25 protein-coding genes and 1 pseudogene are annotated in these 26,618 nt (G+C 56.4%); 9 read left to right on the top strand and 17 right to left on the bottom strand.

The window, feature by feature from the left end:
- Positions 1-11 precede the first annotated feature (11 nt).
- The 4 genes from METAL_RS07015 to pmbA all read left to right on the top strand — a co-directional run bounded on the left by METAL_RS07015 (position 12) and on the right by pmbA (position 4,454).
- On the top strand, positions 12-824 hold the full coding sequence (locus METAL_RS07015) for a carbon-nitrogen hydrolase family protein (RefSeq protein WP_005370929.1): 813 nt from the start codon (positions 12-14) through the stop codon (positions 822-824).
- Between the two features lie 10 nt (positions 825-834).
- Positions 835-1,524: an outer membrane protein assembly factor BamC gene (gene bamC / locus METAL_RS07020; RefSeq protein ID WP_005370931.1), complete on the top strand. Its 690-nt coding sequence runs from the start codon at positions 835-837 to the stop codon at positions 1,522-1,524.
- 47 nt (positions 1,525-1,571) lie between these two features.
- Positions 1,572-3,011 (top strand): metalloprotease TldD, encoded by a 1,440-nt coding sequence (gene tldD / locus METAL_RS07025; protein ID WP_005370933.1) that lies wholly within the window; start codon positions 1,572-1,574, stop codon positions 3,009-3,011.
- Positions 3,012-3,122: 111 nt separating this feature from the next.
- The gene (gene pmbA / locus METAL_RS07030; RefSeq protein ID WP_005370935.1) at positions 3,123-4,454 is read left to right on the top strand and encodes a metalloprotease PmbA; all 1,332 of its coding nucleotides are present in this window, start codon (positions 3,123-3,125) and stop codon (positions 4,452-4,454) included.
- Between the two features lie 186 nt (positions 4,455-4,640).
- Here the strand turns inward: pmbA and METAL_RS07035 are convergent, their stop codons facing one another.
- Entirely contained in the window at positions 4,641-5,663 is a 1,023-nt protein-coding gene (locus METAL_RS07035; RefSeq protein ID WP_005370940.1) for a quinone-dependent dihydroorotate dehydrogenase, read from the bottom strand.
- 13 nt (positions 5,664-5,676) lie between these two features.
- Positions 5,677-6,780, bottom strand: a complete 1,104-nt coding sequence (thiO, locus tag METAL_RS07040; RefSeq protein WP_005370941.1) for a glycine oxidase ThiO — start codon at positions 6,778-6,780, stop codon at positions 5,677-5,679.
- An 841-nt stretch (positions 6,781-7,621) separates the two neighbouring features.
- Between thiO and METAL_RS07045 the strand changes: the two genes are divergently transcribed.
- The gene (locus METAL_RS07045; RefSeq protein WP_005370942.1) at positions 7,622-8,521 is read left to right on the top strand and encodes a hypothetical protein; all 900 of its coding nucleotides are present in this window, start codon (positions 7,622-7,624) and stop codon (positions 8,519-8,521) included.
- A gap of 205 nt (positions 8,522-8,726) precedes the next feature.
- On the opposite strand, the gene METAL_RS07050 is transcribed toward METAL_RS07045, so the two are convergent.
- On the bottom strand, positions 8,727-9,317 hold the full coding sequence (locus tag METAL_RS07050; protein WP_005370943.1) for an SRPBCC family protein: 591 nt from the start codon (positions 9,315-9,317) through the stop codon (positions 8,727-8,729).
- Between the two features lie 257 nt (positions 9,318-9,574).
- Here METAL_RS07050 and METAL_RS21520 point away from each other — a divergent pair.
- Positions 9,575-9,708, top strand: a pseudogene (locus tag METAL_RS21520) (IS5/IS1182 family transposase); the annotation flags it as partial.
- 360 nt (positions 9,709-10,068) lie between these two features.
- Here METAL_RS21520 and METAL_RS07055 read toward each other — a convergent pair.
- From METAL_RS07055 to mobA, 7 genes are all read right to left on the bottom strand, one after another.
- Positions 10,069-10,281: a formate dehydrogenase subunit delta gene (locus METAL_RS07055; protein WP_005370944.1), complete on the bottom strand. Its 213-nt coding sequence runs from the start codon at positions 10,279-10,281 to the stop codon at positions 10,069-10,071.
- Between the two features lie 10 nt (positions 10,282-10,291).
- Positions 10,292-11,152, bottom strand: coding sequence for a formate dehydrogenase accessory sulfurtransferase FdhD (gene fdhD, locus METAL_RS07060; RefSeq protein WP_005370945.1), 861 nt, complete (start codon positions 11,150-11,152; stop codon positions 10,292-10,294).
- A gap of 3 nt (positions 11,153-11,155) precedes the next feature.
- The gene (gene fdhF, locus METAL_RS07065; protein ID WP_005370946.1) at positions 11,156-13,996 is read right to left on the bottom strand and encodes a formate dehydrogenase subunit alpha; all 2,841 of its coding nucleotides are present in this window, start codon (positions 13,994-13,996) and stop codon (positions 11,156-11,158) included.
- Between the two features lie 19 nt (positions 13,997-14,015).
- Positions 14,016-15,569: a formate dehydrogenase beta subunit gene (locus tag METAL_RS07070; RefSeq protein WP_005370947.1), complete on the bottom strand. Its 1,554-nt coding sequence runs from the start codon at positions 15,567-15,569 to the stop codon at positions 14,016-14,018.
- Positions 15,566-16,042, bottom strand: a complete 477-nt coding sequence (locus METAL_RS07075) for a formate dehydrogenase subunit gamma (protein WP_005370948.1) — start codon at positions 16,040-16,042, stop codon at positions 15,566-15,568. Before METAL_RS07075 ends, METAL_RS07070 begins: the two co-directional genes overlap by 4 nt.
- A gap of 342 nt (positions 16,043-16,384) precedes the next feature.
- Entirely contained in the window at positions 16,385-17,578 is a 1,194-nt protein-coding gene (locus tag METAL_RS07080) for a pyridoxal phosphate-dependent aminotransferase (protein WP_005370950.1), read from the bottom strand.
- Entirely contained in the window at positions 17,568-18,164 is a 597-nt protein-coding gene (gene mobA / locus METAL_RS07085; protein ID WP_005370952.1) for a molybdenum cofactor guanylyltransferase MobA, read from the bottom strand. Before mobA ends, METAL_RS07080 begins: the two co-directional genes overlap by 11 nt.
- A 40-nt stretch (positions 18,165-18,204) precedes the next feature.
- Between mobA and METAL_RS07090 the strand changes: the two genes are divergently transcribed.
- Positions 18,205-18,675, top strand: coding sequence for a DUF302 domain-containing protein (locus METAL_RS07090; RefSeq protein WP_005370954.1), 471 nt, complete (start codon positions 18,205-18,207; stop codon positions 18,673-18,675).
- Between the two features lie 319 nt (positions 18,676-18,994).
- Here the strand turns inward: METAL_RS07090 and sufT are convergent, their stop codons facing one another.
- The 5 genes from sufT to METAL_RS07115 form a co-directional block, all read right to left on the bottom strand.
- Positions 18,995-19,543: a putative Fe-S cluster assembly protein SufT gene (gene sufT, locus METAL_RS07095; protein ID WP_005370956.1), complete on the bottom strand. Its 549-nt coding sequence runs from the start codon at positions 19,541-19,543 to the stop codon at positions 18,995-18,997.
- A 9-nt stretch (positions 19,544-19,552) separates the two neighbouring features.
- A complete protein-coding gene (locus METAL_RS07100) occupies positions 19,553-20,281 on the bottom strand; it encodes an SDR family NAD(P)-dependent oxidoreductase (protein ID WP_005370958.1) in 729 nt (242 codons plus the stop codon).
- Complete coding sequence (locus METAL_RS07105; protein ID WP_005370960.1) at positions 20,272-20,940, bottom strand: HAD family hydrolase; 669 nt, start codon at positions 20,938-20,940, stop codon at positions 20,272-20,274. Before METAL_RS07105 ends, METAL_RS07100 begins: the two co-directional genes overlap by 10 nt.
- Before the next feature lie 6 nt (positions 20,941-20,946).
- Complete coding sequence (gene ubiG, locus METAL_RS07110; protein ID WP_005370961.1) at positions 20,947-21,654, bottom strand: bifunctional 2-polyprenyl-6-hydroxyphenol methylase/3-demethylubiquinol 3-O-methyltransferase UbiG; 708 nt, start codon at positions 21,652-21,654, stop codon at positions 20,947-20,949.
- A 133-nt stretch (positions 21,655-21,787) separates the two neighbouring features.
- Positions 21,788-23,098, bottom strand: a complete 1,311-nt coding sequence (locus METAL_RS07115; RefSeq protein WP_005370962.1) for a TRZ/ATZ family hydrolase — start codon at positions 23,096-23,098, stop codon at positions 21,788-21,790.
- Positions 23,099-23,159: 61 nt separating this feature from the next.
- Between METAL_RS07115 and mtnA the strand changes: the two genes are divergently transcribed.
- Entirely contained in the window at positions 23,160-24,200 is a 1,041-nt protein-coding gene (gene mtnA / locus METAL_RS07120; protein WP_005370964.1) for an S-methyl-5-thioribose-1-phosphate isomerase, read from the top strand.
- A gap of 27 nt (positions 24,201-24,227) precedes the next feature.
- A complete protein-coding gene (gene cysZ / locus METAL_RS07125) occupies positions 24,228-24,947 on the top strand; it encodes a sulfate transporter CysZ (protein ID WP_005370965.1) in 720 nt (239 codons plus the stop codon).
- A 180-nt stretch (positions 24,948-25,127) separates the two neighbouring features.
- On the opposite strand, the gene METAL_RS07130 is transcribed toward cysZ, so the two are convergent.
- A complete protein-coding gene (locus tag METAL_RS07130) occupies positions 25,128-25,442 on the bottom strand; it encodes an H-NS histone family protein (RefSeq protein WP_005370967.1) in 315 nt (104 codons plus the stop codon).
- Between the two features lie 304 nt (positions 25,443-25,746).
- Positions 25,747-26,457: a DUF2914 domain-containing protein gene (locus METAL_RS07135; protein WP_005370969.1), complete on the bottom strand. Its 711-nt coding sequence runs from the start codon at positions 26,455-26,457 to the stop codon at positions 25,747-25,749.
- Between the last annotated feature and the right edge of the window lie 161 nt (positions 26,458-26,618).

A 26,618-nucleotide genomic window follows, 5' to 3' on the forward strand; every position in this document is an offset into this window, starting at 1 on the left:
GAGAGGAATGAATGAGTAAGTGTGCGGCCATCCAGATGGCTTCCAGTCCCAATGTCGGCTCCAATCTGCTGGAAGCCGAAAAACTGATCGCGGAAGCGGCAAAGGCCGGTGCGAAACTGGTCGCGCTGCCGGAAAATTTTGCGCTGATGGGCGAGCATGAACTGGACAAGATACGGATCAAGGAAACCGACGGCCAGGGGCCGATTCAAAATTTCTTATCCGAAACGGCCGCGAAATACGGGGTCTGGATCGTCGGCGGCACGATGCCGATCGCGGGAGATGCCGAAAATAAAGTCAGAGCCGCCTGCCTGATCTATAACGACCACGGCGAACGGGTTGCACGCTACGACAAGATGCACCTGTTCGACGTCAGCGTGCCGGGCACGAATGAAGTCTACCGGGAATCCGATTCGATCGAGGCCGGCGCGCGCCCTCTGGTTTTCGATACCCCGTTCGGTCGGATAGGCATTGCCGTATGCTACGATTTGCGCTTTCCGGAGTTTTTTAGAGAAATGGCCCGGATGGGGGTGGAAATCCTGATCATTCCCTCCGCGTTTACCGCCGAGACCGGTGCCGCGCACTGGGAACTGCTGCTGCGCGCCCGGGCGGTCGAAAATCTGTGCTACATCATCGCGCCGAATCAGGGCGGATTTCATATCAACGGACGCAAGACCTTCGGGCACAGCATGATCGTCGATCCGTGGGGCGTGGTGTTGGATTGCTGCAAGACCGGCGGCGGCTTCGTGATGGCCGACATCGATCTGGAGCGTCTCGAAAAAGTTCGTACGGCGTTTCCGGTGCTGCAGCACCGCCGATTCATTTAAGGAAGAAGCTATGCGGCTGCATTTCGGTTTACTGTTTGCCGGCTTGTTGCTGGCAGCCTGTGCATCCGAAGATCCGCGTTACCGCGACACCTCGACGCTTGAAAAGCCCCCTACACTGGTGATCGAAAAGCAGGAGCCGGCTGGCGAGGCGCCGGAAAACGCGGGCGCGGATAAGCGGCCGGAAGACGCCGCTTCGGCCGCCGATGAAGACCGCAATGAGGTCAAAGCGAAAATCAAGAAAGGCCTGGGCGATCAGGCCGTCTCGATTAGCGAGGTGCCGCCCTGGGTGCTGACGCTCAGGCAGCCCTTCGATACGGCCTGGAACTCGCTGAAGCGCGCAATGATCCAAAGCGGGATCGAAGTCACCGATCTTGAACATGACAAGGGTAAGTTTTACGTCAGTTACGATGCGGACAGTTATGTGTCCAAGCACGGTTCCATGATCGAAAAAACCCTCGGCCTGTTCAGTGACGATTATGAGAAACAGGCCTACGTGCTGACCGTTTCGCCGGAAGAGTCCGTCACGAAAGTGACCGTTGCGCCAGGGAAGGACGCAGAGTACCGGAAAAGAACCGACCGTGATGATGAAGAGATCGCCGGCGAGGCAGCTACGGAGGAGGGCAAACCGGCCGGCGGCGGTGCCGAAAAACTGTTGAGATCGCTCTATTTCACGTTGAAAGACGATCTTCGCGAAGATTAATGATTTTATACTGACTTGCGTCCTTTTATTCTAACCGAACCGTATTAATGGAATTGATCACCCTGGCCAAACAAGCCATCCTGAAGCCTTCAGGCATCACCGAAAGCGAAATCGATACGATCATGAGCCGCCTGATGTCTTCCAGAGCGGATGCGGCCGATATTTATTTCCAGTCCACCCGTGCCGAATCCTGGGTCATGGAAGGAGGCATCATCAAGGAAGGCAGCCATAACATCGCGCAAGGCGCCGGCGTGAGGGCCGTGTCCGGCGACAAGACCGGCTTTGCCTACAGTGACCGGATCGAACTGCCGGTCCTGATGGAGGCGGTCAATAACGTGAAGGCGATCGTGCGCCAGGCGCAACAGGCCAGCGTGGGATTGTCCTTGCCGCCGAGCTGGCCGTCTCATTACGCGCCGGCCGATCCGATCCGGTCGCTCGAAGACCGGCAGAAAATCGATTTATTGCGCCGGGTCGAAAGCGAAACGCGCAAGCTGGATTCCCGCATCGAGGAGGTGATCGTCAGCCTGATCGGCGTCCATGACCATATCCTGGTTGCGGGGCAGGACGGCGCATTGGCCGCCGATGTGCGGCCGCTGGTGCGGATGAACGTGACCGTGATCGTCGTGCAGGACGGCCGGCGCGAGCAGGGCAGCATGGGCGGCGGCGCGCGCAGCGACTACCGTTATTTCATCGAACAGGACCGGGCGCTGAATTACGGCCGCGAAGCGGTGCGCCAGGCATTGGTCAACCTCGAAGCGGTCGAGGCGCCGGCCGGCAATATGACCGTCGTCCTGGGGCCGGGATGGCCGGGCATTCTGTTGCATGAAGCGATCGGACATGGGCTGGAAGGGGACTTCAACCGCAAGGGTACTTCCGCGTTCAGCGGCCGGGTGGGACAGCGGGTCGCTTCCGATCTCTGTACGGTCGTCGATGACGGCGCCCTGCCGGGTCGCCGCGGTTCGCTGAATATCGACGACGAAGGCACTCCGACCGAGCGGACGGTCCTGATCGAAAAAGGCATCCTGAAAGGCTACATGCAGGACAAGACGAATGCGCGGCTGATGGGCGTCAAGCCGACCGGCAACGGCCGTCGGGAATCCTATGCGCACGCGCCGATGCCGCGGATGACCAATACCTACATGCTGCCCGGTCCGCACCATCCGGAAGAAATCATTCGCAGCGTCGGGAAAGGCATTTACGCGAAAAACTTCGGCGGCGGTCAGGTCGACATTACCTCCGGCAAGTTCGTGTTTTCGGCCAGCGAGGCGTACCTGATCGAAAACGGCAGGATTACCCGGCCGCTCAAAGGCGCCACCCTGATCGGCAACGGGCCGGACGTCTTGACTCGCGTATCGATGGTCGGCAACGATCTGGAGCTGGATTCCGGCGTCGGCACCTGCGGCAAGGAAGGCCAGAGCGTGCCGGTCGGCGTCGGTCAGCCGACTCTGAAAATCGACGGCTTGACCGTGGGCGGGACGAGTGTTTAATCGATTTTTGAAAAAATCATCAGACCTGCCGGGTTTTCAAAATCTGGCAGGTCTTTAAATCATCAGGTCGGGTTCGCCAAGCAATCCGACACGGAACCCCAAGAGTCTATTTTGCAAAACCAGGATCAACTCAACGAATTGAAGGCTATAGTCCAGTCCTTGTTGGACGAGGCTCTTCGGCAGGGCGCCAGCGCCGCGGAAGCCGGCCTCAGCCAGGAAAACGGCCTGTCGGTGACGGCCCGGATGGGCGATGTCGAAACGATCGAACATCACCGCGATCAGGGCCTTGGCGTAACGGTTTACTTTGATCGGCGCAAGGGCTCGGCAAGCACCACGCATCTTTCTCCCGAGGCGATCAAGGACACTGTCGCGGCAGCCTGCAGCATCGCCCGGTACACGAATGCCGACGACTGTGCCGGTCTGCCCGATCGGGAGTTGTTGGCGACCGAATTTCCCGATCTCCAACTGAACCATCCCTGGCCGATCGATGCCGAAGCGGCGATCGCTCTCGCGATCGAATGCGAGGATGTCGCGCGCGGTTACGATCCCGAAATCAGCAACTCGGAAGGCGCCAGCGTGAATACCCATCAGGGCGTCCATGTGCTGGGCAACACGCTGGGCTTCCTGCACGGAACGATGTCCACCCGGCATTCCTTGAGCTGTTCGGTGCTGGCCGAACGCGGCGGCAACATGCAGCGCGACTACTGGTACAGCGTGGCCCGGAATCCTTCGGATCTGGAGTCGGCCATTCATGTGGGTCAAAAAGCCGCCCAACGCACGTTGAGGCGTCTCGGCGCGCGCGGTTTGAGCACCCGGCAATGTCCGGTGCTGTATGCGGCGGAGGTTGCGGCCGGCCTGCTCGGTTCGTTCATCGGCGCGATTAGCGGCGGCGTACTGTACCGGAAGTCTTCTTTTCTGCTGGACTCGCTCGGCAAACAAATTTTTCCGGAATTCATCCACATTCACGAGCAGCCGCATCTGGTCGGTGCACTCGGCAGCGCCGCGTACGACAGCGAAGGCGTCGCGACCCGTCCGCACGACATCGTCAGCCAAGGCGTCGTCCGCAGTTACGTGCTGGGAACCTATTCGGCCCGGAAGCTGGGCATGAAGAGCACCGGCAACGCCGGCGGCGTGCACAATCTGACCATCGATCCGGGCACGCAGGATTTCCACGGGATGTTGAAGCTGCTGGACACCGGCCTGCTCGTGACCGAACTGATGGGGCAGGGAGTGAATATGGTCACGGGGGACTATTCGCGCGGTGCCGCCGGTTTTTGGGTCGAAAACGGCAAGATACAATACCCGGTCGAGGAAATCACGATCGCCGGTAATTTGAAGAATATGTTCAGGAATATCGTGGCTGTCGGTAACGATGTCGATCTGCGCGGCAATGTCCGTACCGGATCGATTTTGATCGAGCGGATGTCGGTTGCCGGCGAATAATATGTTTATTGCAGAATCGCAGGGCGGGTTAGGCGCGCCAACCCTTGAACCTCTGATATACGACAAAGTTTTTCCGCGCGCCGTAACCCGCCATTGCCGTTTATACCCACGGTGGGTTTCGGCGCGCGGAAAACATCGCACTACATTTAAAACCTTTCAACTGCGCGCCTAACCCACCCTACGCCGTTACGCCGCATTCAACCGCTTTACGCAGTCCGCAATCAGCTGCGGCCCTTGATAAATCAGGCCGCTGTATATCTGCACCAGGCTGGCTCCCGCCGCGATTTTCTCCCGCGCATCGTCGCCACTCAATATTCCTCCGGCCGCAATGATCGGGCAGCGTCCATTCAATGCTTCCGCCAGCCGGCGTACGACAGCCGTGGACTTGTCCTTGATCGGCGCTCCGCTCAGCCCGCCCGCTTCCGCAGCGAGCGGATGCCCGCCGATGGCGGTACGGTCGAGCGTCGTGTTGGTCGCGATCACGCCGTCGATCGCGAAGGCGATCAACAATCGGGAAATCTGTTCGATTTCTTCGTCGTTCAGATCCGGCGCGATTTTGACGACGACCGGTACGTAACGCAGATGTTTCTCGGCCAGTACGAATTGCTCTTCCTTCAAGGCCGAAAGCAGGTTTTTGAGCTCGTCGGTTTGCTGCAGCTGGCGCAGATTTTTCGTATTCGGCGAAGAGATATTGATCGTGACGTAGCCGGCCCAAGGATAGACCTTGCGGAAGCCTGCCAGATAATCTTCGGCCGCCTGCTCGATCGGCGTATCGAAATTCTTGCCGATGTTGATGCCTAGAATGCCCTTGTAGTCGGCTTGGCGGACCCGTTCGATCAGATGATCCACGCCAAGATTGTTGAATCCCATCCGGTTGATGATCGCCCGATGCTCCGGCAGCCTGAACAAGCGCGGTTTCGGATTGCCGGGCTGGGGGCGAGGCGTGACCGTTCCGATCTCGATGAAGCCAAAACCGAGCGAGGCCAAGGCATCGATATGGTCGCCGTCTTTATCCAGACCGGCTGCGAGCCCGACCCGATTTTTAAAATTCAAGCCCATCACTTCGACCGGCGCAGCCTCGATCTCAGGATAGAGCGCGCGGCTGATGCCCGAGGCATAAGCCGCATCGAGCAGGTTCAGCGTGACGCGATGCGCGGTTTCAGGAGATAGCTTAAACAGGAGCGGACGTAATAGAGGGTAAAAATTCATGTCGAAAAAACGATTAATGCGGCCTGGAAAATTGATAAGGTTCCGGCGCAACGCGCGGCGTGCGGTTCAGAATCAGGTCGGCCAGCAGTTCGGCCGAGGCCGGTCCCATTGCCAGACCGTTTCTGAAATGGCCCGCATTGATGTAGAGATTCCCGATTTCGGGGTGCCGGCCGATGTAAGGGATGCCGTGTTCGGTTCCCGGCCTGAGGCCCGCCCAATGTTTGATGATCGGGAAGTGTTTTAATGAAGGCATCAGCGCCCAAGCAAAATTCTTCAACTGATCGTGTATTTCCGGCGACGGCGTTTTGTCGAATTGATCGAGTTCGACCGAACTCCCTGCGAGAATCTTGCCGTCCCGGCGCGGGATCAGATAGCGGTCCTCGTCGAGCACCATATGCCGGAGCGTATCGGGCTTGGCCTCGAACAGCAGCATCTGGCCTTTGACCGGCACGATGTTCGGCGTACAAGCCGGCGGTAGGGCCGGAAACCGTTGCCCGAATAATTCGCCGGTCCAGGCGCCGGCGCTGATGATCAGCCGGTCGACTGCGAATGTACCTTGCGTGGTATTGATTGCATCAATCCGGGATTGATGCATGGATGCCGAAATTAATTCGCACGCTTCGATGATTTTAACGCCTCTATCGATCAAGTCCTGTCTGAGCGATTTGACCAGCCGGGGATTGCGCGCCTGCGCGATATCGGGCAGCCAAAGCGGATTTTCGGGCCGGGTATTCAAATTATCGAAAAAAGCCGCTCCGGGCGCTTCGTAGCGGATCGCATTGCGATGGCACCAGTCGATTGCCGCCTGGATATCGGGATTTTTGGTGATCAGTAAACCACAGGGCGTCCATTCGGGATCCAGCCGCGTGTCTTCTATGAGCTGTTCAGCCAGGATCGGATACAAGGCGAGGCTGCGCATCACCAGGCGGGAAATCGCATCCGGTTGCCGCCAGGGATATAAAGGAAGCAAAATGCCGCCGCCTGCCCAGGAGGATTCCTGGCCGAGCCGGTTTTTTTCGATCAATGTAATGCGGGCGCCGGTTTGGCGGAGTTCTCTGGCGGTTAAAAGGCCGATGATGCCGCCGCCGATTAGCGTAAAGTCTGGATGTTGAGTCATGGATCAATAAAAGCCGGGGAAAGAACCGGGATGTTGATTCAGGAGTATAAATAATCGATAAGTAGATATCGGTTTATCGAAGCGATCGGTTTACGAGGTCTCAAGTGACCTTTGCAACCTAAGAACCGGTTAATCTAACATAATATTGCGGCTTCCGGTTCGGTATTTGATGGTAAGAGAGGGCCAACGCACTTTCGTTTCGGGTTTAGGGTCTTTGTTTTTGGCAATGCCGTTAGGGGATTCCAACAAAAATGACGGCCTTAATTGTCCAAAACTAGACTGTGTAAGAGCGGCTTCAGCCGCGATAGATTCTCTAATCGCGGCTGAAGCCGCTTCTACAGGGACGCGAACTGAATTGCCCGTGACCTTGATTTGAAGGCGAACAAATTCGCCCCTTGCACGCGATATAAAAATGCTCTGATTATGATAAATAGCGGATATTCATGTCATTAAATTCGGAGCATGAGGAAACCTTTACTTCTCCGCCTTTCAGATACCCGGTTGTTTGATTGTTGTTGAAATGCAACAAAAAAGCTTCTATGAAGTATTTTTAGTTTATTAGAAATTACTTTTTAAGATGGGTAGAGGATAGAAAGCCTTCTCGACAACTATATTGTAGTCACGGAAATTGATCGCCGCGTTTGTTGTTTTAGGCGTACAAGGATAAGATTGTTTTTGCTAAAATCATTTAAGCCCATGTTTTTAAATAAAAAAAATATGTTGAAAAAATAACATAAAAACTTGTAATGGAAAGGTATTATTGCTATTATTACGCCGTGGAATACGCTTTGTTGTTTCAAAGCAAAATTTTGTAAAATTACAACCTCATGAGGAGGAATAAATGAGCAAGAAAATTTATACACCCTGTGCTATTGCGGCAGCGGCTTTGACTCTGGCCGGCGTTGCCGCTGCGCCGGAAGTACAGGCTCACTCGAAAGCGGAGCGCGTTGCCGAAGCCGCAAGCAACAAAGCGGACGCTCTGGAAGCACAGTTGCAAGCGGTTCAAAACGAATTGGCCAGTTTGCGCGCCGCAGTCAATGCGCCGCATAACGATTCCGAAAAAGTTCAAGAGCTGGATCAATGGATGCAGCAAGTCAAATCCGCACCGGTTAAGGTTGAAACCAAGGATAACATGGCTTTCTTCCGCGGCGGTTATGCGCGTTACGAACAAAAGAGAGGCGGTACATTGGATCCTTCGGGAAGCGGAGCTCCTTTTGGTGCTACCGTTGGCTCAATCGGTGGTCATGACGCTTGGTATTTCGGCGCTGGCTTCGATTTCAGCATCAACGACGATTTGTTCGGCTTGATGGACAATACCGAACTTTTGGCTGAATTGTTGATCGATTACCGGCAGCTTGGAACCAAGAAATCAAACGGTTTATCTCCTCAAGAGACTGCGGTATTGGCTAGTTTAGGTGTAAACCTTCCTGCCGCCAATACGCAGAGCGCTACTGTCAATCAGTTGTCTTTGGCGGCTTCCCCGAAAATCAAATTCATGAAAGGCAGCGCGTTCAGACCATGGATTATTCCTGTCGGCTTCGAATTGTCGATCATCAGTCCGCCATCCGATGCAATTACCGTACTCAACCCAGGTATGCAGTTCGGCGCTGGTGCGGATTATAAGCTTTGGAAGGATATTTATATCGGTGCGGATGCCCGCTGGCACCAAGCATTGGGTAGCGTGGACGGTGTAAATACCAACGGCGTCACCGCCGGCGGCTATATCGGCTTTGGTTTCTAAAAAGAATCCTTTCCGCTATCAAAAAAGGAGGACTTCGATGGCCCTCCTTTTTTTGTCTGAAATTCTCTACACGTTGTGTGGATAATGGATAGGGCATTCTTCGCTTCGATGTCATCCTTAATATTGCACAAGATCCTATCTCTGCTTGTATGATGGACCGACTCTGGCAGGCTGCCAGAAGCGGCACTGGCTGATAAACTAGGAATTAACAGCCTTTCGAGATTGCCATCTTTTCTAGTTCTTGGGCGAATTTAAAAGCGTCATCGGAAATTTTTTGCTGCATTAACAATGTAGTCAATACTGGCGGAACCCAATGTTTCGGTGTTAGATCAAGGTTGAATAATAGCCGAGTTCCACCGTCTACCGATGATAGACTCCAGCGGCCATTTCCCTGCCGAAAATCACCTTGGTTCGGCACGATAGTTATGGAAATATCCCCGTCGGGTAGAAACTGGACATCCTGGAGCCAGTCGAAATGCTGGCAAATGCCCAGTATGCAAAACTCCGATTCGACGCCCATTCTAATCCCTCCATCATCCAGGTCCTTCACAAATTTAACCTGCTTGAAAATTGAGTTGAAGCGGGTAAAGTTTTTATAATCCTTGAGAAGGGAGTGGACCTTAGAAATGGGGGCTTGGACAACGGTTTCCATGTGTATTAGGTATTGACCACCCTGTCTTGTCACTGAACTGCGCAGTACATTGGCACTCTGAGCCGCCAAGGGAAAGAACAAGAGCCCGGCGATTGCCACGCATACGATGGCTATTTTTCGTGGGATGGTGGCGATTTTATACATGATTCTACTCCTTGTGGTATGAGTCTTGCGCAATCCCCAGGCACATAGCGTAATGCCTCAATGCAGATTACAGGAAAGTATTTTATACATTTATAACATATATATGTAAAAAGTTTGTTATCATAATGGAAATACAGAATTTCATGAATACCACTCAAGACATTTCAAGAGAAAAGGAAATTTAGCCGTGGCGTTCGGAAGCAGGATTTCCTGGTTCCATAGGGCCAGTTGCTTGTTCAATACTGGGGATAAGATTTCTCGAAGGCGTGGATGCTCAGCATTTATGGGAGGATAAAGGCTATGTAGCGATGTGTTTGTCGCTCAAGCCCAAGACCGCGAGATGGCGGTTGTCATTCCCCTGCGTCGAAATCGCAAGCAATCCCGCGACTACGCGATCGAGACTTGTGATTCGTATCCGCGTACCGTCAACGGGGGAGCTTTGAAGCTTGTTATAGAAGGAAGGTTGTTTAGCCGGTAGGATGTGGGTAGAGCGTCAGCGAAACCCATTGCTGGGGGGCATGTGGTGCATGGAGCTTGGTCATATTCGGATAACAGGAGCCTCGAAACGCTTGTTGTTAGTATCCGGACGACTGTTTGATGGGCTTCGCTGACGCTCTACCCATCCTACAACTACAACAAATCTTTGGATGGTCCAGGCCATTTGCCGATTTCACCTCAGATTATTTTTAACCGGGGATTTGCCGAGGAAGGGATGGTGTGAGTCCGACTTATCCCTGTCTACGTTGCTGAATTAGGAGGCCAATTTCTGTACCGCTTTTTGCGCCAGAGCATTCAAGTCTTTTCCGTCTTCCTGACAGTAAGCAATGATCTGGTTCCGCATTCGAGGATCCCAAGATCGTTTTATATGATTTTTAATGCCTTCGGCTGCGAGTTCCTTGTCGCTTTCCGAATTGAAGAAATCGCTAATATCATTAGCCATTTTGATCAGTTTTTCGAGTTGCATCGCTCAATTATCAGGTAATCAGGGTAGGATAAGTGGTATGAGTCAGCCGTTCGGGGCGGCTGTAGACGACGTGCTGGTCATCCCGGGCGAAACCGACGAGGGTCATGCCGGCTTCTTCGGCGAGGCGAATGGCCAGTCCGGTCGGTGCGGACATGGCTGCCAGCAGGGTAATGCCGGCGCTGGCGGCCTTTTGTACCAATTCGTAGCTAGCCCGGCTGGTCATGAGCAGGAATCCTGAGGCCGGGTTTTTGCCGAGCCGCAATAACAAGCCGATCAATTTGTCGAGTGCATTGTGGCGGCCGACGTCTTCGCGAAGGTATTGGATGCCTTGTCCCGGCAGAATCCAGGCGGCCGCATGCACCGCGCCGGTCAGTTGATTCAGTGTCTGCTGCTGGCGAATTTCGTTCAGTGCCGCGAACAGCTCGCCGGAGGCCAGCTGCAAATCGCCGCCGACCGTTTTGGTGTCACGCACCGCCTGTTGCAGGGTCGTCGCGCCACAGAGTCCGCAGCCGGTCCTGCCGGTCAGATTGCGGCCCTTGTCGGCCAGATTGGCAAAACGCGTGTCGGGAATTTTAATTCGTGCTTCTATTCCTTTCGAACGGTTATAAATATGAATCGATAGCAATTCGGCAGGATCCTGGATAATGCCTTCGGTAATGCTGAAGCCGAGCGCAAAATCCTCGATATTGGCCGGCGTCATCAGCATCACTACATGCGGCTGGCCGTTGTAAACCAGCGACACCGGCACCTCTTCGGCGATATAGTCCTGCTGGATGCTGTGCTGCTGCCCGCGCCAACGCTCGACCCGGCTCTGCTGGTAACTCGGCCAGCCCAGCTCGGGCGAAAGCGGCTGCATCACGACATTGGCCATGGTCTATCCCTTTGCAAGCAGTTCCAGCTGTTCTTCGGAAAATGCCCGATAGTTTTTCTGCCATTCCGAAGTCTGACCGACCTTGGTGGCCTGCACGGCGGTGACCTTGTATTCAGGGCAGTTGGTCGCCCAGTCCGAATTGTCGGTCGTGATCACGTTTGCGCCGGATTCCGGGAAGTGGAAAGTCGTGTAAACGACGCCCGGCTGAACGCGGTCGGTAATTAGCGCTCTCAGCACGGTTTCGCCGGAACGGCTCTTGACGCCGACCCAGTCGCCATTCTTCAGGCCGCGATCTTCCGCGTCATGCGGATGGATTTCGAGACGGTCCTCGGCATGCCAGGCCACGTTACCGGTGCGGCGGGTTTGCGCGCCGACGTTGTATTGCGACAAAATCCGGCCGGTGGTCAGGATCAACGGGAACATCCGGGTCGTGCGTTCTTGCGTTGCGATGTATTCGGTGAGCATGAACAGGCCCTTGCCGTTATCGCGCATGAATTGATGTTCGTGCATGGTCGGCGTGCCTTCCGGAGCATCCTCGTTACATGGCCACTGAACGCTGCCGAGGTGCTCGATTTTATCGTAACTGACACCGGTAAAGGTCGGCGTCAACCGGGCGATTTCATCCATGATTTCGGATGGATGGCTGTAGTTCATCGGGTAGTCCATCGCATTCGCCAGCATCTGGGTGATTTGCCAGTCTTCATAACCTGCGAGCGGCGCCATGACCTTGCGTACCGGCGAGATTCGGCGCTCTGCATTCGTGAAGGTTCCGTTTTTTTCGAGGAAAGAGGAGCCGGGCAGGAATACATGCGCGAATTTCGCAGTTTCATTCAGAAACAGATCCTGAACGATGATGCATTCCATCGATTCCAGCGCATGATGCACGTGCTGGATGTCCGGGTCCGACTGCGCGATGTCTTCGCCTTCGACGTAGAGACCTTTGAAGCTTCCGTCGCTGGCTGCATCGAACATGTTCGGAATGCGCAGACCGGGTTCGTCTTGCAGCGGGACGCCCCAGTTTTGTTCGAACAGTTTGCGTGTCGCATCGTCCGAAACATGGCGGTAGCCTGGGAATTCGTGCGGGAACGAGCCCATGTCGCAGGAGCCTTGTACGTTATTCTGGCCGCGCAGAGGATTCACGCCGACGCCTTCGCGTCCGAGGTTGCCGGTCGCCATGGCGAGGTTCGCGATGCCGATTACCGTCGTCGAGCCTTGGCTGTGCTCGGTGACGCCGAGGCCGTAGTAGATCGCGGCATTACCTGCGCTTGCATAAAGACGCGCGGCGGCGCGGATTTCGCCGGCCGGCACGCCGGTCACCGCTTCGGCCGCTTCGGGGGCATGGCGCTCGTCGGCAATGAAGTGTCGCCATTTGTTGAACGATTCATGGTCGCAACGGGCATCGACAAACTCTTCATTAACAAGCCCTTCAGTTACCACGACATGTGCTAGCGCATTGATCAAAGCGACATTGGTGCCGGGGCGTAATTTCAAATGGTGCGAAGCTTTGACATGCGGCGATTTGACCAGATCGATCTCGCGCGGATCGATTACGATCAGCTTCGCGCCCTGGCGCAGGCGTTTTTTCATTTGCGAGCCGAATACCGGATGGCCGTCGGTCGGGTTTGCGCCGATCACCATGACCACATCGGACTTCATCACCGAATCGAAATTCTGGGTGCCGGACGATTCGCCGAAAGTCTGCTTCAGTCCGTAACCGGTCGGGGAGTGGCAGACGCGCGCGCAGGTGTCGACGTTATTATTGCCGAAGCCGGCGCGGATCAGTTTCTGCACCAGATAGGTTTCTTCGTTCGTGCAGCGTGACGAGGTGATGCCGCCGATCGAATCGCGGCCGTATTTGGCCTGGATCCGTTTCAGTTCGGAGGCGGCATAGCCGATCGCTTCCTCCCAGCTGACTTCCTGCCAATGATCCTTGATGCTCTTGCGGATCATCGGTTTGGTGATCCGGTCCTTGTGGGTTGCGTAACCGAAAGCGAAGCGGCCCTTCACGCAGGAATGGCCGTGGTTGGCCTTGCCGTCCTTGTGCGGCACCATCCGGACCACTTGATCGCCTTTCATTTCGGCACGGAACGAGCAACCGACGCCGCAATAGGCGCAGGTGGTTACGACCGCATGCTCGGGCGTACCGAGCTCGATCACCGATTTTTCGATCAGTGTCGCGGTCGGGCAGGCCTGGACGCAGGCGCCGCAGGAGACGCATTCGGAATCCATGAAAGACTGGTTCTGGCTCGGCGAGACTTTCGAGGCAAAGCCGCGGCCGTCGATCGTCAGCGCGAAGGTGCCCTGGGTTTCTTCGCAGGCGCGCACGCAGCGCGAGCAGACGATGCACTTGCTCGGGTCGAACGTGAAATACGGGTTGCTTTGGTCCTTGACGGCGTCCAAATGGTTTTCGCCGGCAGGATTGTAGCGCACTTCGCGGAGGCCGACCGCGCCGGCCATGTCCTGCAGTTCGCAGTCGCCGTTCGCGGCGCAGGTCAGGCAGTCGAGCGGATGGTCCGAGATGTAGAGCTCCATGACGCCGCGGCGCACATCGGCCAGTTTTTTATTCTGGGTCGTAACCACCATCCCTTCGGCGACCGGCGTGGTACAGGAGGCGGGCATGCCGCGCATGCCCTTGACTTCGACCACGCACAAGCGGCAGGAGCCGAACGGTTCGATGCTGTCGGTCGCGCACAGCTTCGGAATATCGATGCCGATGCCGGCCGCCGCGCGCAGAACCGATGTGCCGGCAGGCGCAGTGACCTGGAAGCCGTCGATTTCCAGATTGACCAGTTGATCGGATTGTCTGGCAGGGGTGCCGAAATCTTTTTCTTTATCGAGCGACATAACGAATACCTCTTAATTATCAGGCGGCGTCGGCTTGATCGGCGATGCCGAAGTCTTCCGGGAAATGGTTCAGGGCGCTGAGTACCGGATAAGGCGTCATGCCTCCCAGAGCACACAGGGAGCCGTTAAGCAGCGTATTGCAGAGGTCGCGCAGCAGCGGCACGTTCTTTGCGAGATTGCGTCCTTCGATGATGTCGCTGATCACTTCGATGCCGCGGGTCGAGCCGATCCGGCACGGCGTGCATTTGCCGCACGATTCGATCTTGCAGAATTCCATGCTGTAGCGCGCCATTTCGGCCATGTCGACCGTATCGTCGAACGCGACCACGCCCCCGTGGCCGAGCACGGCCCAAACCGCCGCGAAGGCTTCATAGTCGAGCGGGGTGTCGAATTGCGATTCGGGCAGGAAGGCGCCCAGAGGGCCGCCGACCTGGACGGCTTTAATCGGGCGCCCGGTCGCCGAGCCGCCGCCGAAATCGTAGAGCAGTTCGCGCAGCGTCATCCCGAACGCGATTTCGACCAGGCCCGGGTGTTTGATGTTGCCGGCCAGTTGTAGCGGCAGCGTGCCGCGCGAGCGGCCCATTCCGTAGTCGCGGTAGTAGTTGCCGCCCTTGTCCAGAATGATCGGCACCGAGGCCAACGAAATGACGTTGTTCACGATGGTCGGCTTGCCGAACAGACCGCTGATCGCGGGCAGGGGCGGTTTGAAGCGGACCAGGCCGCGCTTGCCTTCGATGCTTTCCATCAGCGATGTTTCTTCGCCGCAGATGTAAGCGCCTGCGCCGAGGCGTACTTCCAGATCGAATTTTTTACCGCTGCCCAGAATATTGTTGCCGAGGTAGCCCGCCTCGTAAGCTTTGGAGATCGCCGCATTCAACGCCTTGTGCGCATGCGGATATTCGACGCGCAGGTAGATATAGCCCTGGGTTGCGCCGACCGCGATACCGGCGATCGTCATGCCCTCGATCAGCACGAACGGATCGCCTTCCATCACCATCCGGTCGGAATAGGTGCCGGAGTCGCCTTCGTCCGCATTGCAGATGATGTATTTCTGCTCGGACGGCGTGTTCAGTACCGTGTTCCATTTGATTCCGGTCGGAAATGCCGCACCGCCGCGGCCGCGCAGGCCCGAATCGGTGACTTGCTTGACGATGTCCGCCCCGGACATGGCGAGTGCGTTTTTAAGGCCGCGGTAGCCTTCGTGGGCGAGGTAATCGTCGAGGCTTACCGGGTCGGTAATTCCAACGCGCGCGAACGTCAGGCGTTGTTGAGCTTTCAGATAAGGGAGTTCTTCAATCGGGCCCAGTGCGAGGGAATGACTGCCGCCGTTCAGAAAATCGGCATCGAATAATCCGGCGACGTCTTGGGTTTGCACCGGCCCGTAAGCCATCCGTCCGCTGGCGGCCGCAACTTCGACCAAGGGTTCCAGCCAGAAGAGCCCGCGCGAGCCGTTGCGGACCAATTCAATCCGAATACCGCGCTTTTCGGCTTCCTGCGCAACGGCCACCGCAACGCGGTCTGCGCCCAATGAAACGGCAGCCGCATCGCCCGGAATGTAAATCTTGTGAATCATGCCGATACCTCCTCGGACTTGATCACGCAGTCGAACAAGTCCGCACTGACGCGTCCGTAAAGCTGCTCGCCGATCTGCATCGACGGCGAGGCGGCGCAAAGTCCCAGGCAATAGACAGGTTCCAGCGAGAACGCGCCGTCCGCGGTGGTTTCGTGATAGTCGATGCCTAGTCTGTTTTTGACGTGGGCCTCCAGTTGCCTGCTTCCCATCGCCTGGCACGATTCGGCGCGGCAGATGTGGACGGTGGTTTTGCCGGGCGGCGTCTCGCGGAAATAGTGATAGAAACTGATGACGCCGTGCACTTCGGCGCGGGACAGATTCAACGCCTTGGCGATGTCGGGAACGGTGGCGGCCGGGATATAACCGAGCTTGTCCTGGATTCCGTGCAGGATCGGTAACAGCGCGCCGGGGAGGTCTTTCAACTTGGCGATGATATCGTGCACTTCGGCATGGCTGGCGCCGGATTCAGTCATGTTTGTCTCTCTGGCTAAAAAATTAGAACAATCGAACAGATTTTTTGCGTTGCTCATAAAAGTGGTTTGTCCAGATTAACACAATTGAATTTCGAAGTAAAAGGATCATAAAAGTGACAAAAGATTATGTTATTGAAACTTCAACATTGTAAAAAAGAGCGGAAATAAACAATTCGATAGTCGAGCATAAATAAAAGTTTCGGATAAGAAATGAGGCAGGCGAACCGGAGGCAATACCGTTACGGCAGAGTGGAAAATGCCGAATGAACGGGCGCGGCATTTCTACTTCAAGGTATGAGAAGAGCTGTCGTTCAAGGCGTTTGCAGCGACTGCGGCGGGCGTTTACGTCGCGAATCGTCGAATACCTTTGATCAACCTGCTGACGGCGGCATCGAGTTGCGCTTGATCCAGCATACCGTACGAAATGCGCAGACAGCAGCCGTCGGTCAATCCGAACGCGCTGCCCGGAATGGCGGCGACTTTGAAGTCGTCGATCAGCATTTTAGCCAGTTCGAGGTCGTTTTTCTCGGTATCGATCTTCAGCAGCAGATAGAAAGCGCCTTCGGGCTCCGGGATTTCGCACAAGCCCTTCAGCGGCTGTAGCCGGGCGATCAACCGCTCGCGTTTTGCAGCCAGTTCCGGCAGACGGTTTTTGCAATAATCGGCGCCGGTTTCCAGGGCGCCGGCGGCGGCGATCTGACTGATCAGCGGCGGGCAGATCAGGTTGGTGTCCTGGATCTTCAACAGCGAGGGTGCCAGGTTTTCGGGATAGACCATGTAACCGATCCGCCAGCTCGCGAAGCCGTAGGCTTTCGAGAGCGAGTAGAGCGAAATCGTATGCGGCGCGGCGCCGGGCAGCGAGCCGGGCGAAAAATGCCGGATTTTACCGTAGGTGAAATATTCGTAGGCTTCGTCGCTGATATGGTACAGCCCGTATTCGCGGCACAGCGCGTTGATGGCGCGCAGCGCGGCTTCGGGATAGACCGCGCCGCTCGGGTTGTTCGGCGAGATGGTCACGACCGCGCGGGTTTTTGGGGTAATCGAGGCGCGAAGGCGCGCAATGTCCGGCTGGCAGCGATTGTCGGTGTTGACGCCGACCGGCGCGCAGCCCAGCATCCGGATCGCCATTTCCTGATTGAAATAATAGGGCAGGGGCAGAATGATTTCATCGCCGGGATCGGCGATCGCAAGCAGCGCGTTCAGAAACGCCATGTTCGAGCCCGCGGTAACCATCACGCCGATGCCGGCGCCCGTATCGATGCCGTTTTCCCGGCGCAGCTTGTCCCGGATCAAGTCCAAAAGCGGCGGATAACCGAACGCCGAACCGTAAAGATGCTGCTCGGCCTGCCTGCCGAAATCGCGGATCGCGTCGAGGGCCGAGTCGGGCGGCGGATAGGAAACCATGCCCTGGCCGAGAGAGAGCGTGCTGGGATGGTTACGGGTCCAGGCGCCGACGACCGGGATGATCGGCGATTGCACGGCGGCGATGCGCCGGCTCGGGGCCGGGTATAGGTGTCGTTCCATTTTACCGTTCATTTTGAGTCTCCAGCGCGGCCAGTTCGGACATCGTATTCACGTTGGCGAAAATTTCCGGCGTGGCGCTGAAATCGGCCAGCACGAGCCGATGCTGGCCGATCCAGTGGCCGACTTTGCGCTCGCCGCGGCTCAGGTATTCCTGCAGGCTATTTTTTAAATCGGTTTTGAGCGCGAGGAAAACCGGATGCAGATGCTCGCCGTCGTGCGCGGCCGCGATGTCCGCATCGTGCTCGTCCCGTGCCGCGAGTAATTTCTCGATATGTTCGGTCAGAATCAGCGGCGAATCGCAGGGCAGCACCACCAGGACTTCCGCTTCGGTATGCCGCATCGCTGCCAGGATGCCCGCTAATGGTCCGTCGAAACCGGCGGTCAGGTCAGGCACGACCGGCCGGCCCAGCGCACGGTATCGGTCGGGATGGCGGTTGGCGTTGATGATGATTTCGGAGACCGCGCCAGCCAGCGCGTCGATCGCGTAACAGACCAGGGGACGGCCGCGGTACGGAATCAGCCCTTTGTCCTGATTGTGCATCCTGCGCGCCCGCCCTCCCGCCAGGATCACGCCTGCCGTTGTTGTTCGATGGTTCATAATGTTAAGCTGTGCCGGTTGTTCACTTTTCGGTTTGACCATGTTCCGATGCGCCGTGATTTTGATCAGCCTGTCATTCCTTGCCGGTTGCGCAGGGATTAACGGCGCTGCCCCGGTGTCCGGCGAGTATGTGTACTATTACCAGGTCGAAACGCGGAAGCCCTACGACGAAGTGCTCGACGAGCTGAAAAGCGCGATTGCGGAAAACAATTTCAGGATAACAGCACACAGTCGGGTCGGTAAAGTGATCCGCGAACGCGGCGACAAGGATTTTCCGGATTTCGACACGATCCAGTTCTGCAATCTGACCCATGCAAGGACGATGCTGAAGATGGCGCCGGAAGCGATCAAATACATGCCTTGTAATGTCGTAATGTATCGGCGGGACGGCAAGACTGTCGTCAGGACCCACCTGCTGCCGACCGATTCGGACAATCCCGAATTGAATCGTTTCCTGGAGACGATGAACCAAAAGCTAAAAGAGATTCTCGACTTTGCCGTCGAGGAGTAGGAGGACGGGCGCGTAACGCCTCCCGGTGGGGCAACACCCGGCGGGCGCCGGAAACCGGAAGCGATTTCCTTACATCAGCTTGGATGTCCATTTGGTATGCTTATTTTCCTCTCGCGCTGTCTTTTTTTCCGCTATATTCCACTCCTATTGGCAAATCCCGATAATTACTGATCGGGAGCGTTTCCGCTTCTATTTGTCGTCAGGCCGTCAGGCGATCGGCTTGAGGGCACCGGGTTTTCGTTATGTTACGGTACGATCGGCGGAGTATGGAAGATCGAGGAGAGGTATATATCCTTCGCGGCCTCGCCAAGAATGAGGATCAGTAAAGGCCCAACTGCAACTGCGCCACTTCCGACATCATCTCGCGCGACCAGGGCGGGTCGAGCACGATTTCGACCGTGACCTGGTCGACGCCCGGCAGCGCGCGGATGCCTCTTTCGACGTCGCCTTGAATCACCGGGCCCATGCCGCAGCCGGGGGCGGTCAGCGTCATCCGGATCTGCACGTCGTTCAGATGTTCGCCGACCGGCGTGACCTCGCAGGAGTATACCAGCCCGAGGTCGACGATATTGACCGGAATTTCCGGATCGTACACGGTCTTCATCACTTCCCAGCAGTTTTTTTCGACCGCTTCGGGGCTGGTGTCGGACATCAGCGTATGCAGTGCGTGCGCCTCCTTGCCGAGCGCGTCTGCATCCTTGCCGTCGATCCGGACCATATGCCCGTATTCGGTTACCACCGTATAATTGTTGCCCAACGATTGGTGAATCACGACCGTTTCCCCTTCTTTCAGCTTGCCGGGAACGCCGTCGGGGATCGTGATGACGTCCACGTCGCGGGTCAGGACAAAGGCTTCTCGTTCTGTCATAAAAGTGCTTTAGAGATGAAAGGTCCGCGCATCGATCACCTGGCCGTTCACGCCGATGCTCTGCGGGCCGAAAAGATAAAGGTAGACCGGCGCCAGGGATTCCATCGACGGCAGTTTGCTGTTGTCCACGCCGGGATAGGCTTTTTTACGGAGCGGGGAGTCGACCGGGCCGGGCACCATGATGTTGACCCGGATTTTGCCGGTGCTTTCCACTTCTTCGGCCAAAATCTTCGCCAGGCCTTCGACGGCGAATTTGGACACGCCGTAGGCGCCGGAATAAGCCGGGGCGTTTCGGGCGGACGAGTCGGAGATAAATACGATCGAGGCATGCGGGCTTTTTTGCAGTACCGGCAGCAGCACGCGGCAGAGCAGAAACGGCCCGTTTAGATTTACGTTCAGCGCATGGCCCCATTCCTTGGTGCCAAGCAGCGAGATCGGCGTAAAGCCGCTGAATTCGACTGCTGAATGCAGAACGCCTTGCAGCGAGCCGTATTTTTCGTCGATCCGGTTGGCCAGTTCCTGAAAATCGTTTTCGCTCGCGCCGGCCAGGTCGAACGGGTACAGGATCGGTTCGGGAGCGCCGGCTTCGACGATCTTGTCGTAAACCGCTTCGAGTTTCGGAATTTTGTTGTCGAGCAGAATCACATGCGCGCCGCGCTTGGCGAGCGTCAATGCGGCGGTCGCGCCGAGGCCGCCGCCCGCGCCGGTAATCAGTATTACTTGGTGGCTCAGCGGCATCGGTGCGCTCCTATCCAGTCGGTAATTTGCAGGGGCGAATCGATCACCGAGTCGGCTCCCCAGGTTTCCGGCCGGTCGCCGGGTTTCAAGTAGCCGTAGCTTGCTGCCAGGGTTTTCATGTGGGCGTTTTTGCCGGCGGCGATGTCGTGAACCGCATCGCCGATGTAGACGCACTGCTCCGGTTTTACGCCGGCTTGTTCGCAGGCGGCCAGCATGGGGCCCGGATGCGGTTTCGAATAGGCGGTGGTGTCGCCGCTGACGATGCAGGCGGCGCGGTCGGTCAGGTTCAAGGCCGCCATCAACGGGTTCGTGAAACGCTCGCGCTTGTTTGTCACGACGCCCCATTTCAGGCCTTGCGCTTCGATTTGCGCCAGCGTCTCTTCGATACCGGCAAAGAAGCTCGACTGATCGGCGATATGCCGTTCATAACAGTCGAGCATCGTCGCAAGCAATGTTTCCCGAACGCCGGAAGCGACCGGTTCGGCCAGGCCGGCAGCGATCATGGCGCGGGCGCCGAACGAAATGAACGGTTTAACCGCAGTGTCGCTGGCTTCCGGAAAGCCGTGCCGGGCGAGCGAGAGGTTCAGGCAGCGCATCAGATCGGGCGCCGTGTCGACCAGAGTGCCGTCCAGATCGAATAGGATGCAGGCAAGTTCCATCGGCGTTTACTCGGGGCGCCGAAAAGCGGCGATATAGTTTACGTCGATGTCGTTGCCGAGGCTGAAGCGTTGGGTCAGCGGATTGTATTCGATCCCGACCACGCCGCTCAGCTGCAGGCCGGCGTTGCGCGCCGATTGGCAGAGTTCGGAAGGCTTGATGAAGGTCTTGTACTCGTGGGTGCCTTTCGGCAGCATCTTCAGCACGTGCTCGGCCGCGACGATCGCAAGCAGATAAGCCTTCGGCTTGCGGTTCAAGGTGGAGAAGAACACCATGCCGCCCGGCTTGACCAGCGTCGCGCAGGCGTTGATGATCGCGCCGGGATCGGGCACGTGTTCGAGCATTTCCATGCACGTCACATGATCGAAGCCGGCTGGCTGCTCGGCGGCCAGGTCTTCGGCGCTGATTTTTCGGTACTGCGTAGGGATGCCGGATTCGAGGCCGTGCAGGTCGGCGATGTCGAGCAGTTCTGCGCTCAAGTCGATGCCGAGCGCATCCGCGCCTTCTTTGGCCAGGCCTTCGGTCAAAATGCCTCCGCCGCAGCCGACGTCGACGATCCGCGCGCCTTTCAGGTCGATAAAGCGGCGGATGAACTGGAGTCTGAGAGGGTTGATGTCGTGCAGGGTTTTCAGTTCGCCCTGCGGATCCCACCAGCGCTCGGCTTGCGAGCCGAACTTGTTGATTTCGTGCGGGTGGACGTTATTGGATGCAGTCATAAGCGTTAGCGTGGGTGGCTATAGTTTAGTATTTTACTAGGTTATTGATCTTGGTCAATACGTCGGAGGACGTTGTGCGTACCTTTTTCGCGGCGAAAATCATACGTAATGCGCGCGCCCTCAGATAAACCGATCAGGATGAAAGCCGTTCTTTCCAATGGCCGATCTTTCCGCTCAATTCGTTGGAATTGATCGTCGTCAATTCTCTTTGTTTCAGCAGGCGTTTTCCGGCAACCCAGACGTCGCTGACCTGCCGGCGGCTGGCCGCATAGACGATCTGCGAAACCGGGCAATACAAGGGCTGGGTTTCGAGGTCGCTCAAATCGACCGCGATCACGTCGGCCGCCTTGCCGGTTTCGAGCGAGCCGGTTTCCCGTCCGATGCCGAGCGCTTTGGCGCCGTTGATCGTCGCCATTCTCAGCGCCATTGACGCAGGCAGGGCGCTCGCGTCGTTCGCGACCGCTTTGGCGAGCAGCGCGGCGGTGCGCATTTCGCCGAACATGTCGAGGTCGTTGTTGCTGGCCGCGCCGTCGGTGCCGAGCGTGACGTTGACGCCGCGGGCCATCAATTGTGCGACCGGGCAAAAGCCGCTGGCCAGTTTCAGGTTCGATTCCGGGCAATGCACGACATGCGCGCCGGTTTCCGCGAGCAGGTCCATTTCGTCCTCGGTCAGTTGCGTCATATGGACTGCCGACAGCATCGGACTCAACAATCCCAAGGCTTTCAGGCGTTGAAGCGGCCGCAGGCCGGTCTTGGCGAATTCCTCCTCGACCTCGTGCTTCGTCTCGTGCACATGCATGTGTACCGGCAGTTCCAGTTCGTCCGAAAACATCCGGATTCTTTTGAGCGGCGCATCCGATACCGTGTAAGGCGCATGCGGGGCGAACGCGGTCGTCAGCAGCGGCTCGTAGCGAAGCCGGTCGCGCAACGCCAGGCCTTTTTCGATGTAGGCGTCGCCGGTTTCGGCCCAGACGGTCGGGAAATCGACCACGATCAGGCCGATACTGGCGCGGATGCCGTGCTGTACGGCTTGCTGCGCCACGACTTCCGGGAAGAAATACATGTCCTGGAAACAGGTCGTGCCGCCGCGGATCATCTCGGCGATCGCCAGTTCGGTACCGTCCCTGACGAACGCTTCGCCGACCCAGCGCTGTTCGATCGGCCAGATGTGGTTCTGCAGCCAGTCCATCAAGTGCAGATCGTCCGCAATGCCCCGCAACAGCGTCATCGCGGCATGGGTATGGCAATTGATCAGCCCCGGCAGCAAGGCGTGGCTGTCCAGGTTTTCGATATGCGTCCCGGTATATTTTTGCCGGGCCTCCTCGGTTGGCAAAAGATCGACAATCCGGCCGCCGTCGATTGCCAGGGTGTGGTTTTCGTAGGTTACGGATTCGGGTTCAACGGGTATAATCCAGCGGGCATGGATCAGGGTATCGACTTGCATGGGCATTCCTTGATTGAAGCGCGGAATTATAACTTTATATACGATGATTTTTGACTAAATAATGACGAAACAAAACAGATTGTCTGTCGAAGCTCTCAAGTGGACCGGTAATGCGTTGCAGATTCTGGATCAGCGGAAAGTGCCCGAACGGATCGTTTATCAGGATTTTGACACGGCCGAAGAGGTGAGCCGTGCGATTGCTTCGATGCGAGTGCGCGGGGCGCCGGCAATCGGGATTGCCGCTGCCTATGGGGTGGTATTGTCGGTGAGGCGCCATGCCGGCGAAAATGCAGCGGACTGGCGGGCCAAGGTCGATGCCGATATCGACGGGCTGGCCAAATCGAGGCCGACCGCGGTGAATCTGTTTTGGGCGCTGGACCGGATGAAAAAGACGCTCGATGCGCACCCGGATACGCCTTTGGCCGCGGTGCTTGCGGAAGCCGAAAAGATCCATGCGGACGACATTGCCGCGAACCGGGCGATGGGCGAACGCGGCGCGGACCTGATCGGCAGCGCGAAAGGGGTCTTGACGCACTGCAATGCCGGCGCGCTCGCCACCGGCGGCTATGGGACCGCGCTCAGCGTGATACGCAGCTTGTACAGCCGCCGGCCGGTGCAGGTCTATGCGGGCGAAACGCGGCCCTGGCTGCAAGGCGCGCGGCTGACCGTCTGGGAATTGTCCCAGGACGGCATACCCGCGACTTTGATTGCCGATTCGGCGGCGGCTTGGCTGATGCGCTCCGGCGCGGTCGACTGGGTGATCGTCGGCGCGGATCGGATCGCGGCGAACGGGGATGCGGCGAACAAGATCGGCACTTATGCCTTGGCGGTTTTGGCTAGGCAGCACGGCGTCAAATTCATGGTGGTCGCGCCGACTTCGACGATCGACTGGACGATCGCCGACGGCAGCCGTATCGAGATCGAAGAGCGTGATCCGGCGGAACTGCTGCCTGCCTGTTACCGGGAGCAGGATTCGCTGGTCCAGGCCTGGAATCCGGTTTTCGACGTGACGCCGTCGGAATTGATCGATGCGATCGTGACCGAAACGGGAGTCGTGCCGAATCCGTCCGCCGACGGCATGGCCCGCTTGCGGATGTCCTGAGCATAATAAATACGGGAGGTATGGCTAATGATGTTAGATCGAAAAGGGAATAATCCTTTGCTGGCGATTAAGTTTTTCGGGGAGGGAATCCGATGGCTCGGCAATTCGAAGCTGCGAAAATTTGTCGTGATTCCGGTACTGGTCAATCTAGTGCTGTATGCGGTCGCATTCGCGCTGGGATATCTTTATCTCGGCGATATGATCGATCGATTGATTCCGGACTGGCTGCAATGGCTGCGCTGGATATTATGGCCGCTATTCTTTATCGGTTTTTTTATCGGCGGATTTTTTACCTTTACAGTATTGGCCAATCTGATCGCGTCGCCGTTTTACGGGATGTTATCGGCCGCGACCTTGGGGATTGCCGCCGGGGAATCGGCAACGGTGATGGAAGTGCCCTGGCTTCGGGTCGTCAAGGCCGAATTGCGGCGGGCGGCTTATTTGGGGGTACGCGCAATATTGCTGGTAATCATTTCGATTATTCCCGGGATTAATGTGATCGCGCCGTTATTATGGGCATTATTCGGCGCTTGGGGAATGGCATTGGAATATCTGGCCTATCCGTTGGAAAATGCGGGTATTCTGTTTTCCGAACAGCGTAAACTCATCGGCAGCGTCAGGTGGGGGGCTTTGAGTTTCGGAGGGCTGGCGGCAGCGGGTTTGGCTGTGCCGATCGTGAATATCGTCGTTGCGCCTGCCGCAGTGATCGGGGCGACGCTGTATTTACGGGAAATCGAAAAAAAGTGATCGCTTTGAAATGGGGATAGTCTTTTTGTCGAATATCCCCATTTTTGCCCATAGCATCAGTTCACGCTTGAGGTTTCGCCTCCTCTCGTCAGGCGGCAGCCGCGGAATCCCATTGCGGAACAGTACAGGGTGTTAGAACGATTTTTTGCTTGAAACAGTTTCAGATTTTTCAAAATCGATTTAGATTTTGAATTCCGAACTATCGTGCCCTTCTTCGATTAAAGTGCGCAGCCATTTCGGCATCATGCCGCGTCCCGTCCAGATCTTGCTGGGATCATTAGGGTGGCGGTATTTTGCGGGCACTTTAACGTCTTTCCGGGGCGATTTTTTATCGTTCTCGATGATTTCCACCGTCACGTCGATCGAAGCGGCCAATTCTTTTATCTGCGTGATGATTTCTTTGCGATGGTTGACAAGCTTATTTTTTAACGCCTTCTCTGCGTTTTCGATAACCGTTTGTAATTCGTTCACAGAAAGATTCTGAAAATCAGTCATAATGTATTGCTCAAAATTTTAGTGAGGTTGAATTTTATCATAACCCCTATCGATTTTAAAACATGCCTTATATCATTTAGTGAAATTGATCACGTTGATTCTCGGAATCAGCAATCCTGCATCCGGCATGGTTGAGATTATTAAGAAAAACAAAACCCCCTGTAGAAGAAAATTCCATCCGATATTGAGATATTGATTATGTGACCAAAGTTTTAAGGAAACATTCAGTAATATTTAACTGAACGGCAGGGTGCGTTTTTATGCGTAATATAATTCAAGGCTACAAGCCGGGAGGCAGACCGGATTATTCGGCCGATACGGTAAAACGTATTTCATTCATGACCGTGCCGTGATTGTCGATAGTCCGTACGGACCAGTTCCCTCGGTCGTTGAGGCCAAGTTCGCGTTGGCTGGAGGTGCGCCATCTTTCCGCGGCGATGGCAACAGGGTGGCGTAGCACCCTCTGGCCGTTTCTAAGCCATTCGTGGAACAGGGTTTGTGCCGTTTTGCCCCTGACTTCGGTGAAGTAATACATCTGCACGGGTTTTCCGTTGCCGATACTGACGTTGCCCTCGATCAAATCAGCCGGTTCTTTATCGACGATGCGGTAGGCAAGCGCAGCCCGTCGGATTCGACCGCCGTTGCCTGCAGGGGCGGAAGGTTCGGCGTGAGTGGATACTGCCGGAGGGGAAGAGAGATTCGGAATCGCAGCCTGCTTCTCCGGGGTTGCCGAAACCTCTGGCGAGGAAAGCTTCGGGCCGGACTGAATAGCGCTTTGGCTTGCGGAAGGTGTCGGTGGCAGTGCAGTTTCGTTCCGTGCGGCGACTTCCGGTTCGGAATTGCCGGCCAGCAGGAGGAACAGCGCCGTAATCGACAAAATCAAGACGCTTACCGTGCAGGCGATGCGTTTGATGTTCCACTCCGTGATCATTTTCACGTTCGAGGCCGACGTTTCTGCAGCGGTGCCGGGCGTCGTGTATTTGACTTTGATTACGATGTTTTTAGGGTCTGTCATACGTTTTTCGATTACAGTTCAAGAAATTCCGTTGTCTCAAGTTTTATGCGCGCATTTATCGCGCATTTATTTAGTGAGCAAAGGCCGTACATACTGGTAATATACCACTACGCTATTGCGTGCGAATATAATCCGGACAGACAGCCGTTTCCGCTTTTTCC

This window comes from Methylomicrobium album BG8 (genome assembly GCF_000214275.2).
Classification (GTDB): domain Bacteria; phylum Pseudomonadota; class Gammaproteobacteria; order Methylococcales; family Methylomonadaceae; genus Methylomicrobium; species Methylomicrobium agile.

Bases quoted from the DNA above. Each gene is read 5' to 3' on its own strand.
- METAL_RS07015 (WP_005370929.1), top strand. From the start codon at position 12: ATGAGTAAGTGTGCGGCCATCCAGATGGCTTCCAGTCCCAATGTCGGC.
- bamC (WP_005370931.1), top strand. From the start codon at position 835: ATGCGGCTGCATTTCGGTTTACTGTTTGCCGGCTTGTTGCTGGCAGCC.
- tldD (WP_005370933.1), top strand. From the start codon at position 1,572: ATGGAATTGATCACCCTGGCCAAACAAGCCATCCTGAAGCCTTCAGGC.
- METAL_RS07035 (WP_005370940.1), bottom strand. From the start codon at position 5,663: ATGAATTTTTACCCTCTATTACGTCCGCTCCTGTTTAAGCTATCTCCT.
- thiO (WP_005370941.1), bottom strand. From the start codon at position 6,780: ATGACTCAACATCCAGACTTTACGCTAATCGGCGGCGGCATCATCGGC.
- METAL_RS07045 (WP_005370942.1), top strand. From the start codon at position 7,622: ATGAGCAAGAAAATTTATACACCCTGTGCTATTGCGGCAGCGGCTTTG.
- METAL_RS07050 (WP_005370943.1), bottom strand. From the start codon at position 9,317: ATGTATAAAATCGCCACCATCCCACGAAAAATAGCCATCGTATGCGTG.
- METAL_RS07055 (WP_005370944.1), bottom strand. From the start codon at position 10,281: ATGCAACTCGAAAAACTGATCAAAATGGCTAATGATATTAGCGATTTC.
- fdhD (WP_005370945.1), bottom strand. From the start codon at position 11,152: ATGGCCAATGTCGTGATGCAGCCGCTTTCGCCCGAGCTGGGCTGGCCG.
- fdhF (WP_005370946.1), bottom strand. From the start codon at position 13,996: ATGTCGCTCGATAAAGAAAAAGATTTCGGCACCCCTGCCAGACAATCC.
- METAL_RS07070 (WP_005370947.1), bottom strand. From the start codon at position 15,569: ATGATTCACAAGATTTACATTCCGGGCGATGCGGCTGCCGTTTCATTG.
- METAL_RS07075 (WP_005370948.1), bottom strand. From the start codon at position 16,042: ATGACTGAATCCGGCGCCAGCCATGCCGAAGTGCACGATATCATCGCC.
- METAL_RS07080 (WP_005370950.1), bottom strand. From the start codon at position 17,578: ATGAACGGTAAAATGGAACGACACCTATACCCGGCCCCGAGCCGGCGC.
- mobA (WP_005370952.1), bottom strand. From the start codon at position 18,164: ATGAACCATCGAACAACAACGGCAGGCGTGATCCTGGCGGGAGGGCGG.
- METAL_RS07090 (WP_005370954.1), top strand. From the start codon at position 18,205: ATGTTCCGATGCGCCGTGATTTTGATCAGCCTGTCATTCCTTGCCGGT.
- sufT (WP_005370956.1), bottom strand. From the start codon at position 19,543: ATGACAGAACGAGAAGCCTTTGTCCTGACCCGCGACGTGGACGTCATC.
- METAL_RS07100 (WP_005370958.1), bottom strand. From the start codon at position 20,281: ATGCCGCTGAGCCACCAAGTAATACTGATTACCGGCGCGGGCGGCGGC.
- METAL_RS07105 (WP_005370960.1), bottom strand. From the start codon at position 20,940: ATGGAACTTGCCTGCATCCTATTCGATCTGGACGGCACTCTGGTCGAC.
- ubiG (WP_005370961.1), bottom strand. From the start codon at position 21,654: ATGACTGCATCCAATAACGTCCACCCGCACGAAATCAACAAGTTCGGC.
- METAL_RS07115 (WP_005370962.1), bottom strand. From the start codon at position 23,098: ATGCAAGTCGATACCCTGATCCATGCCCGCTGGATTATACCCGTTGAA.
- mtnA (WP_005370964.1), top strand. From the start codon at position 23,160: ATGACGAAACAAAACAGATTGTCTGTCGAAGCTCTCAAGTGGACCGGT.
- cysZ (WP_005370965.1), top strand. From the start codon at position 24,228: ATGATGTTAGATCGAAAAGGGAATAATCCTTTGCTGGCGATTAAGTTT.
- METAL_RS07130 (WP_005370967.1), bottom strand. From the start codon at position 25,442: ATGACTGATTTTCAGAATCTTTCTGTGAACGAATTACAAACGGTTATC.
- METAL_RS07135 (WP_005370969.1), bottom strand. From the start codon at position 26,457: ATGACAGACCCTAAAAACATCGTAATCAAAGTCAAATACACGACGCCC.